This is a genomic window from Frankia sp. CcI156 (assembly GCF_001983015.1).
Taxonomy (GTDB): domain Bacteria; phylum Actinomycetota; class Actinomycetes; order Frankiales; family Frankiaceae; genus Frankia; species Frankia casuarinae.
The window spans coordinates 20,612-30,894 of the sequence record NZ_MOMD01000072.1 but is presented as its reverse complement, the minus strand read 5'-3'; the positions used below and the strand labels follow the sequence as shown (position 1 = coordinate 30,894).

The window sequence follows — 10,283 nt, the reverse complement described above, 5'->3', positions numbered from 1 at the left end:
CTCGTGGCAGCAGGACAGGATTCCTCAGGACCTCCGCGCCACACTGACCTACGGGCTCGCAGGCACCACAGAGGGACGACGTCGGACCGGACGGCACCAACATCCTCATCAGGACAGGGTGCCGGCGCAAGCCGACATGATCACTGACCTGACCTGGAAGCCCTCGGCGAGCTGCTCGTAGCGTTCACCCTTGCGGAGGTGGACGAGCACCAGGAGTGCCTGCTCGGGTGGGGGCAGCTTGCGCCAGGTCCGRCGCTGGGCGCGRTCCTCGGCCAGCAGCCCCGCRAGGAAGGTCAGGGTCGACTCGGGCAGGTCGACGACACCAGGGTAGGTTAGCAACGGAAGTCCTCGGTCAAGGGCACAGTGGGGTAGACACCCTGTGATCTACCGGGGACTTCTCTATTTACGGCAMCCCTCCGGCCACCGCCCGGCCAACTATCGCCGCCGCCAGATGACGGAACGACCGGAACCAGTGCCCGTTCAATTCGTCAATTGGTGATCCTCAACGGCCGAAAGAATCAGACAAACAGAGATTGAAAAGGCTCAATGATCAATCTCACTGGCGTCGGGGGGCGTGGTCCGTGTCGGTCGAAGAACTGCAGGTACGTCGCTCGTAGAAGAACTCGATCGAACCGGAGGCCCGTAAAGACCGCCGCTGCGCGACGGTAATCCCGCGTGCCGCCCGTGGGCCGCCCGCGATCTGGTGACGTTCGGCACAGTCGGGCCACACCCCGGAAAGATCGACATTGGTTCCCATCAAAATACCTTGGCGTAAGCCGTGGTCGGCGGCGAGAATAGCAGCGGATGGGAGATCTTCCCCACGCCGCCGCGCGCCTGGAAGGCCGTACCGTGGTAGGGTCCGGCAGTCGTAAGATCATTTTTATTCATCTCTCGGAAACGCCGGCCGACGGAGTGCTTTGGGTGCTTACCGACCCCGGCGAGTAGCATGCGATATCTCTGTCGTGCATGCGACATCGTCATGAAAGGTCGCGGATCGTTCGTATCATGAAGCCAGCCAGTGAAAGGGCCTCGCTGAGTGCCGGCGCGCTCTTCGCGAGTCAGTCGGCGCTGGTCAGACGTCTCTGCAATCGCCGCCGAGTCATCGGGCCTGGCGCCTGCGACTGGAAAGCAGCCGTGGCGCGTGGACCTCAGCTCTCCTTTCGGCCCGCTGGCCCGTGGACCGTAACCACCCTCAGGAGGAGCATGTCCATTCAGTGAAGCGAGACCAGAAGACTGAAGGTCGGTTCGAGCGAGGAGCCCACGAGCATGGTGGACAGCATCAATGCGTTCATGATCTTCGGTCCTCTGGAGATCATTCTCAAAGGAGAGATCATCTCGATTGAGTCCGGAAAGCTCCGCACCCTGCTGGCAGCCCTCCTGCTGGACGCGGGCAGCGTCGTCGGCTCCGATCGGCTGATCGACTGGTTGTGGGACGACCACCAGCCAGCGAACCCGCGGGGAGCGCTACACACGTACATTCGGCGGCTCCGTCAGCTCCTGGGCGACCCGAAGATGCTGAGCACTGTCAGTAGCGGCTACCGCCTGAACCTCGGGACGGCGGTCCTGGACCTGCAGCAGTTCCGCCGGCTGGTCAGGGGGGCCGAGGAGACGGCGGACCCGCAGGCTCAGGCGAAACTRCTGACCGACGCGCTGGCGATCTGGCGCGGCCCCGCGCTGGCCGACGTGCCCTCCGAGTCCCTGCGCCGGGAGAAGGGCGCGGCGCTGGAGGAGGAAAGGATGTCCGCGCTGGAGTCCCGCTTCGAGCTCGAGGTGCGCTTGAACCGAGCCGCCCAGATTGTCCGCGAGATCCGCCTCGCGGCTATCGACAATCCCTATCGGGAGAAGTTCTGGGAGCTGCTGATGCTGGCCCTGTACCGGGCCGGCCGGCAGGCCGAGGCACTGGACGTCTACCAGCAGGTGCGCACGCTGCTGGTAGACGAGCTCGGCATCGAGCCCGGCAGCGGCCTGCGGGACCTGCACGGGCGGATCCTCGAGTCCGACCCGCAGCTGTGCCTGCCGGATCGGTCCGCACCCGACGCGGCGACGCCGTCCACAGTGCCGGCCCAGCTCCCCGCCGACGCGATCGGGTTCGTCGGCCGGCAGGAGCTGATGGACCAGCTCACCGAGGCCTTGCGCCCGTCTGGGACGCGCCCGGGCGTACCGGTCGTCGTGTTGTGCGGGCCGCCCGGAATCGGCAAGACGGCGCTGGCTGTAAGTCTCGGCCACCGGTTGCGGCCAGCGTTCCCGGACGGGCAGCTGTACGTCAACCTGCGCAGCCACGAGCGGCTCGGCCAGGACCCGCCGCTCACTCCGGAGCATGTGCTGCCGCAGTTCCTACGCAGCCTCGGCGTTCCGCCGGGCCAGATCCCGGTCGAGCTGGCCGAGCAGGCGAACCTGTTCCGATCGAAGGTCGCCGGCCGACACGTGCTGGTGATGCTCGACAACGCCTCGAGCATTGACCAGGTGATGCCGCTGTTGCCCGGCGACGCCGGTTGCTCCGTCATCATCACCAGCCGACGGCACCTGGGTGGCCTGGTCGCCACGCTGGGCGCGCAGGTCGTCCAAGTGGGCACTCTGAGCCCCGAGGAGTCCCGCGAGCTCGTCGAGGGCATGTTGCGCAACGTCGCTGTCCCGGTGGATCCTGCGCTGATTCCGGAGGTGGTGGCGCTGTGTGCGTATCTCCCCCTCGCCCTGCGCAYCGCCGCCGCCAATCTGATCAGTTTCCCGGGCGGCCACGCCGACGAATACGTGGACAGCCTGCGCACGGGCAACCGGCTGGCGGCGCTTACCGTGGACGACGACCCGGTCTCGGCGGTGTCCAACGCCTTCGCGCTGTCCTACGACTCGGTCGGGCCGGACGATCGCCGGTTGTTCAGCCTGGCCGGGCTCTTCCCCGGGCCCGACTTCTCGGCCAATGCCGTCGCTGTCCTGGCAGACATGAGCACAGCCCAGACCCGCAACTCGTTGAACAGGCTCACGGTGGCGAACCTGCTGCAGCAGCAGGCGCCCGGCCGGTACCAGTTTCACGACCTGCTGCGGGAATACGCTTACAAGCGGGCAGGCGACCATTTCACTGCCCAGGAGATAGCGGCGGCAGTGGACCGTCTCGGCCTGTGGTACCTGGTCGGCACGAGAAACGCGGTGGATATCCTGCACGTGGAGTTCCTCCGGCTCCCGCTGCCGCCAGAAACACGCTCCGTGATCGACGCGCCGGAATTCGTCGACGAGAGCCAGGCGATGGCCTGGCTGCTCGCGGAGTGGCGCAACGTCCTTGCTTGTATGCGCGCGCTCGACGGTTCCTGTTCAAGCCATCTGACCTGGCATCTTTCCGATGCGCTCCGCGGGTTCTTCTGGACCGGAAGATATCGGACTGAATGGTCGGAGGCGGCGCACGGCGGTCTGATTGCGGCCGGTCGGAGTAAGGACAAGCTCGGCATGGCCGCGATGCACCGCAGTCTCGCCAACCTGTATAACACGCTAGGTGACTATCGTCAGGCGATAAACCACCTTGCTGAAAGTGTCGCCCTGCACACCGACCTCGGCATGTCCGAGGAGGTRGCCGCCATCCTKAACAACCTCAGTCTCGCCCATCTGAGTCTCAGCCAGGTCGATCAGGCCGAGCGCATCGGGCAGGAGGCCTTGGCGATCGCCCGGGAAGTCGGGTCCCCGCGGACCGAGGCCGCCGCGCTTGGACTACTCGGCCAGATCCACTGGGCTCAGGGCGACATGACTGTGGCCACGACCTACATCACGTCGTCGCTGCGGGCCGCCGGCGAGCTCGGGCTGCATCACATCACCTCGTACAGCCTGAGGAACCTGGGCCTGGTACGTGAGGCGTTGGGAGATCTGGACGCTGCGAAGTCCTGCTTCTCCCAGGCTCTTGAGGTCTCCACGCGTATCGACTCCTTCTACGACCGGAGCATCTCGCTCTACGGGCTCGCGCTGGTGCACCACGATGTCGGTGACAACCAGGCCGCGCTTGAGTTCGCCGAGCAGGCGCTGGGCGCCTTCCAGGAGTGCGGTGACCGGACCTTTGAGGCGGAGACCCTCTGCATCATGTCGGGGATCAACGCCGAGCGCGGGGACTGGACCGCATCCATCCAGTGCGCCCGGCAGGCATTCGAACGGGCAAACGCCATCGACTACACCGACGGGAAGGCCTACTCGCTCGTCCGGATCGCGCTCGCGGACGACCACTTCGGCCGTGCCGCCGCCGCGGCGCTGCACGCGGCAGACGCCTTCGCCCTGGTGGCCGGCACCAACCGGATCACTCAGCGCAGGATCCTGGTAGACCTCGGGCTGATGTACGCCGAGCAGCAGGAGTTCGAGCGAGCCACCGAATGCGCACAACGCCTGCGCACCATCTCGGAGGAGACCGGGCAGCTTCTGGGCGCGGCCGAGGCGAAAAGGATTATGGCCCTGGTCACGCGCCGGTCGAACCTTTTGCCATCCGCCGAACCCCTCCGGAACGAAGCGTCGTAGACCGTCGGCTGGACCGCGTGCCTGATACAACCCGGGTGCGCGGACCGCGCGACATCCGGCCTTTCTCACCCTCTGATCATGCGCCCCTCGGCGGAACTGGTCTGATACGCCGGCGTGGTCCCGCTGATGTCAACCGCCAGCCAGCCGTCAGCGGCACGAAAGGATGGTCGGGGTAGCTTTGTCCTGCGCAGGAAATATGCGCCCAGTACAAGCAGATGCCGTCCTGGCGACGGGCGCAGCAATCAGCGGAAGAAATCCCGCGCAGGACCCCAGCGAAGGATCCGTAGATGCCGGCTGACACTGAGATCGCACACACCGAGGACTCTCTCCGCGAGCTGCACTTCATGCAGACGGTCGACCGTTCCCTCATCCACCGTCACGCGCTTTCCGAAGTGTTCCTGACCGACACCGTGCCCACCGGTGCGACGTCCTACCTGGCTGCCGCCCAACTGCCGTCGTCCCACGCGTACTTCACCGACCACGTCCGACACGGCGCGGTGGATCCACTGCTTCTGCTGGAATGCTCACGCCAGGCTGAGACCTACGGCGCCCACGTGCATTTCGGCGTGGCACGGGACACCCGGTTCGTCCTGAGGTCGTGGTCCATGCAGCTGCCGGGGCTGTTCGCCATCCGCACCCGAGGCGCCAGCGAGCTGACGATGGCGGTCGGCACGCGCCCACTCGTCGGCGACCGGCCGACCAGTCGGTCGCTGGCCTACGACATCCGGCTTTCCCTGGACGGCGTGGCCATCGGCGACACCCGGATCGCGKTGGGCTACCTGTCTGACTCCGCCTACGAACACGTGCGGGCGCTCCGCCGGGGAAGCGCGCCGCACACATCGGACGACATCCGGCCCACGCCCGCGACGATCGCGCCGGCCGCTGTCGGGCGAGCCAGCAGCGTCAACACAATCCTCGTGGATCCCGTCCAGTTCGCTGGCGGGGCCACGGCCACCATTCGGGTGCCCGTCGACAACCGCAGCATGTTCGACCACGCACTGGACCATTTCCCCGGCATGGTACTCACCGAGGCGGCCCGGCAGCTGTGCCTGTGGTCCGGCGCGGACCTGCTCGGCGTGCCGGCCACCGCGGCCACCGTCGTCGCCTTCGACCTGGCCTTCACCCGGTTCGCCGAGCTGGATGTGACAACCACCGTGGCAGCGGTCCACCAGCATGAGGACGTGGTCGGCGGGTCCACCTTCGCCGTGTCCTTCCAGCAGAACGACGCCGTCATCGCGGCGGGAACCATGACCATCTGCCCGGTTCCCACCAGTCATCTCACCGACGACTGAACCCACAGCCGCACACAACGCCAGCTGCACAGGGCGAGGACGGGCACCGGCGGTGGCGCCGCGGGCCCGGGAGGAGAATGCGATGGGCCGATCGATCTTCATCACGGGCGGGAGCCGGGGCATCGGCCTGGCCGCCGCACGGTCGTTCGCCGAGGGGGGCGACCGGGTCGCCGTCGCCGGCCGGTCGGGGGCCGCCCCGGAAGGCGTGCTCGGTCTGCGCGCGGACGTCAGGGTACCTGGCGACGTCGAGCGTGCGCTGCGAGAGGCGGAGGAGGCGCACGGAACGGTCGAGGTACTCGTCGCCAACGCGGGCATCACCATCGACGTCCCGCTGCTGCGGATGTCCGACGAACAGTTCGAGACCGTGGTCGACACGAACCTGGCCGGAGCGTTCAGAGCCGTCCGGGCCGCCGTCGCCAGCATGCTTCCGGCCCGGCGTGGGCGAGTGGTGTGCGTGTCGTCGGCACTTGGTTTCCTCGGCTCCCCCGGGCAGAGCAACTACGCCGCGTCCAAGTCCGCCCTCCTCGGCATGGCACGGTCCGTCGTGTGGGAGCTCGGGAACCGCGACATCACCGTGAACGTGGTGGCACCGGGGATCATTGACACCGACATGACCAGGCCGCTGACCGAACAGCGCAGGCAGGAGCTGATGCGGATGACCCCGCTGCGCCGGATGGGGACAGTGGACGAGGTCGTCGCCGCCATCCGGTTCCTCGCCAGCGACGAGGCAAGCTACGTCACTGGCACCGTCCTCCCCGTCGGCGGCGGCATCGCGATGGGCCTGTAGGCGCAACCCCGACCGGGTGCGGACAGTCCGCGCCGCCGTCAGGTGCGGGCCGCGGCCAGCAGATGCCGGGTGTACGGGTGCGCGGGGCGCTCGAGCACCTGCTCCGCGCCGCCGATCTCGGCCACCTGCCCGTCCTTCATCACCAGGACGCGGTCGCTGACGTGCCGGATCACTGCGATATCGTGGGAGATGAACAGCAGGGCCAAGCCGAGTTCGTCGCGCAGTCCCGCCAGCAGGTCGAGGATCTGGGCCTGCACCGACAGGTCGAGCGCGGACACCGGTTCGTCGCAGACGAGGACCTCGGGTGACGGCGCGAGCGCACGCGCGATCGCCAGCCGCTGACGCTGCCCGCCGGACAGCTCGCGAGGGTGGCGTCGCAGCACCTGTTCGGACAGCCCTACCTGGTCGAGGAGTGCGACGATCCGATCTCGTCGCGCCCGGCCCCGATCCGGACCGGACATGGCGTCGCCGACGATCCGCTCGGCGGTGTGACGCGGGTCGAATGAGCTCAGGCAGTCCTGGTGGACGGCCTGTATCCGGTGCCGCCGAGGCCTGCGGTCACGTTCGCGTACCCGGCTGGGCGAGGCGGTCGCCGCCGCGGCCGCCACCCAGGGCGCGCCGGCGAACCGGACGGTACCCTCGTCCGGTTCGAGCAGGCCGAGCACGATGCGGGCCAGCGTGGTCTTGCCGGACCCGGACCCACCGATGACGCCGAGTGTCTCGGCGGCACGAAGCTCGAACGTCACGGCACGGACGGCGTCCCGCCACCCCCCGTCGGGATCGCGGAAACGTTTGGTGATGCCGGTGGCTTCGACGAGAGCCTCGGCGGTGTCCCTGCGGGCCGGGGCGACGACCCGTGGCGGTCCGGCCCGCTCCGTTTCCGTTCCGGGCCGCCAGCACAGGACGCCGGGTTCGAGACCCGGGTGATCGGGGCGCGGCAGTTCCTCGCGGCACCGGTGGTCGGCGAGTGGGCAGCGCACCGCGTATGGGCAGCCGTCCGGCCCGGCCGGTGGACGGCGCGGCAGGTCCGGGGACAGCACGGTGCCCCGCGAGTGCCGCGAGGGGGCCGCCGCGAGCAACGCGCAGGTGTACGGATGCCGTGGACCGCCAAGCACGTCGACGGCCGGTCCCTGCTCGATGATCCGCCCCTCGTACATGACCGCCACCCGGTCGGCGACGGCGGCCACCGTGGCAAGATCGTGACTAATCAACAGCAGGGCGACACCGCCGCGTACCAGGCCGCGCAGCACCTCGACGATCCGCTCCCGGGAGGCGGCATCCAACGCGGTCGTGGGTTCGTCGACCAGCAGCAGGTCGGGTCCGGCCGCGACCGTCGAGGCGATCAGGGCCCGCTGTCGCAGACCGCCAGAGAGCTGATGCGGGTACTGCCCGGCGCGCCGGGCCGGCTCCGGCACCCCCACCTGCCCAAGCGTCGCGACGGCCCGCTCGCGGACGTCGCGACGGGCCACGATCCGGTGGACGCGCAGGGGCTCGGCCACCTCCGCTCCCACCGTCCGCAGCGGATCCAGGGAGGCCAACGCGTCCTGGGGCACCAACCCGATCCGGCGGCCTCGCAACACCCGCCACCCCGGTTCGGTCAAGGCGGTCAGATCCACGCCCTGCAGGTCCAGCCGGCCAGCACGGACCATCGCACCGCGCCCGGCCAGTCCGATCAGCGTCCGGGCGAGCACGCTCTTGCCGGCACCGGACTCGCCCACGACCGCGAGACACTCGCCGGGACGGACGGCGATCGACACGTCCCGCACCGCACGCACGCCGGCGACGCCGTCCCGAAACGTCACGTCCAGCCGCTCGACGACCAGGGTCGGCTCGGCGGCGGTCACGTCCGGGCTCATCCGCCGCGCCGGACAAGCCGCTGCTGGGCCCGGCGGCCGGCGGCCTGGACGGCGAGCACGGTCAGCGCGAGCGCCGCACCCGGGCACACCCCGACCCACCACGCGGACCGTAGGAAGTCCCGGCCTTCCGCCAGCATCAGACCCCACTGCGCGGTGGAGGGCTGCGGGCCCAACCCGAGGAAGCTCAGCCCCGCCACGTACACGATGGCCGAGCCGACCCCCGTGGTCGCCAGCGCCAGCGCCGGACCGAGCGCGTTTGGCAGCACGTGGCGCACGACCAGCGCCATCCGGCCGACGCCGAGTCCGCGGGCCGCCTCGACGTAACCCGCTCGGCGGGCGACCATCGCCTCGGCGCGGACGAGGCGGCCGTACAGAGGCGTCAGCGCCACCACCGTGGCAATCATGGTCCTGCCGCTGCCGGGCCCGAGCACCGCGATGACCAGGAGGGCGAGCATCAACGGGGGTATCGCGATCAGCACATCCATCACCCGGGTGAGCACCAGGTCGACGAGGCGCCCGCCGAGCGCCGCCGCGAGGCCCAGAGCCGCACCGATCCCCACGGCCAGCGCGACGGAGCCGACGCCGAGCAGCAGGGACGCCCGGGCACCATGCAGCACCCGGGCGCACACGTCCCGCCCGAGCTGGTCGGTCCCACACCAGTGCGAGCCGCTCGGCGCTGCCAGCACGCCTGACGGGTCGACGACGGTCGGCGAGGCGCCCGTGAGGATCCCCGGTGCCGTCACCGCCAGGGCGATCACCAGGAGGATGCCAGTGAGCAGGATCGTCGACGCGCGGGCGACGAGACGCGGCGCGGGCCGGTCAGACAGCGTCGGAGGCGCTGCCAGGACGTTGGTCACCGGTCCATCACCTCGATCCGAAGCCGCGGGTCGAGGACGCGTTGCAGCAGATCCACGACGGTGAAGACGACGGCCGAGACCAGGGCCGATGTGAGGACGACCCCCATCRCCACGGGCATGTCCCGGTCGATGACGGCGTGCACGGTCAGCGCGCCGAGCCCCGGGCGGGCGAAGACCGTCTCGACGAGGACGGTGCCGGCGAGCAGCGTCCCGGCGRGCCAGCCGCCGAGGTTGAGCGCGCTTGCGGCGGCGTGGCGCAGGGCGTGGCGCATTGTGACGCCGGTGGGGCTCAGGCCGCGGGCCCGAGCGGCGGCGGYGAACGGCTGCGCGAGGGCGGCTTCCAGTCCCTCCCGCAGCGTCCGGGAAAGCGCGCCGGCGGCCGGCATGGCGAGGGTCACCGACRGCAACACAAGGCTGGCCGCGCCCTGGGCCCCCGCTCCGGGGAAGATCCGCAACTGGAACGAGAACACGCTCACCAGCACGATGCCCACCCAGAACGAGGGCACGGACAGGGCCAGTGACTCCCAGGCCATCGCCGCGGCGCGCAGTCCCGGTCGGCGGCCCGCGGTCGCGACGGCGATGGCCACCCCGGTCAGGACCGCGAGCACCAGCGCCGCGGCCGCGAGTTCGGCCGTGGGTCGCAGCTGATCCACGATCACCTCGCTGACCGGCTGCTGGAGTTGATACGAGGTACCCAGGTCGCCGCGGGCGAGATGGCCGAGATAGTGGACGTACCTCAGCGGAGCCGGCTCGCCGAGACCGTACTCTGCCTGGATTTCCGCCCGTACCTGGGGCGAGGCGGACGTTCCCGGCCCTAGCAGGACCGCCACCGGATCGCCCGGGGCCAGCTGCAGCGCGGTGAAGGTGAGCGTGGCGGCGCCCAGCAGTACCGCGGCACCGGAGAACAGGTGTCGCAGCAGGTGTCGCAGGACGGTCCGGCGGCGCGCGGGTTCGGGGGCGGGGCCGCGATCCTCCGTCGCCGGCGCCTGCTCGAGGACATGCATGTCGC

Annotated in this window: 7 protein-coding genes; 3 read left to right on the top strand and 4 right to left on the bottom strand. The window is 69.5% G+C overall.

Going from position 1 to position 10,283, the window contains the following annotated elements; genetic code table 11:
* Nucleotides 1-108: 108 nt before the first annotated feature.
* The gene (locus tag CcI156_RS21115) at nucleotides 109-339 is read right to left on the bottom strand and encodes an IS5 family transposase (protein WP_070982654.1); all 231 of its coding nucleotides are present in this window, start codon (nucleotides 337-339) and stop codon (nucleotides 109-111) included.
* Between the two features lie 927 nt (nucleotides 340-1,266).
* Here CcI156_RS21115 and CcI156_RS21110 point away from each other — a divergent pair.
* The 3 genes from CcI156_RS21110 to fabG all read left to right on the top strand — a co-directional run bounded on the left by CcI156_RS21110 (nucleotide 1,267) and on the right by fabG (nucleotide 6,561).
* Complete coding sequence (locus CcI156_RS21110) at nucleotides 1,267-4,482, top strand: BTAD domain-containing putative transcriptional regulator (protein WP_083718725.1); 3,216 nt, start codon at nucleotides 1,267-1,269, stop codon at nucleotides 4,480-4,482.
* A 287-nt stretch (nucleotides 4,483-4,769) separates the two neighbouring features.
* Nucleotides 4,770-5,774 carry an AfsA-related hotdog domain-containing protein gene (locus tag CcI156_RS21105; RefSeq protein WP_076807755.1) on the top strand — a complete coding sequence of 335 codons (1,005 nt, stop codon included), beginning with the start codon at nucleotides 4,770-4,772 and terminating at the stop codon, nucleotides 5,772-5,774.
* Nucleotides 5,775-5,856: 82 nt separating this feature from the next.
* Nucleotides 5,857-6,561 carry a 3-oxoacyl-ACP reductase FabG gene (gene fabG / locus CcI156_RS21100; protein WP_011436539.1) on the top strand — a complete coding sequence of 235 codons (705 nt, stop codon included), beginning with the start codon at nucleotides 5,857-5,859 and terminating at the stop codon, nucleotides 6,559-6,561.
* 38 nt (nucleotides 6,562-6,599) lie between these two features.
* On the opposite strand, the gene CcI156_RS21095 is transcribed toward fabG, so the two are convergent.
* The 3 genes from CcI156_RS21095 to CcI156_RS21085 are packed head-to-tail and all read right to left on the bottom strand — an operon-like array spanning nucleotide 6,600 to nucleotide 10,278.
* On the bottom strand, nucleotides 6,600-8,417 hold the full coding sequence (locus CcI156_RS21095; protein WP_023841855.1) for an ABC transporter ATP-binding protein: 1,818 nt from the start codon (nucleotides 8,415-8,417) through the stop codon (nucleotides 6,600-6,602).
* On the bottom strand, nucleotides 8,414-9,274 hold the full coding sequence (locus CcI156_RS21090; RefSeq protein WP_011436537.1) for an ABC transporter permease: 861 nt from the start codon (nucleotides 9,272-9,274) through the stop codon (nucleotides 8,414-8,416). The genes CcI156_RS21095 and CcI156_RS21090 overlap by 4 nt, the downstream gene beginning before the upstream one ends.
* Nucleotides 9,271-10,278 carry an ABC transporter permease gene (locus CcI156_RS21085; RefSeq protein ID WP_254847543.1) on the bottom strand — a complete coding sequence of 336 codons (1,008 nt, stop codon included), beginning with the start codon at nucleotides 10,276-10,278 and terminating at the stop codon, nucleotides 9,271-9,273. Before CcI156_RS21085 ends, CcI156_RS21090 begins: the two co-directional genes overlap by 4 nt.
* Nucleotides 10,279-10,283: the final 5 nt, after the last annotated feature.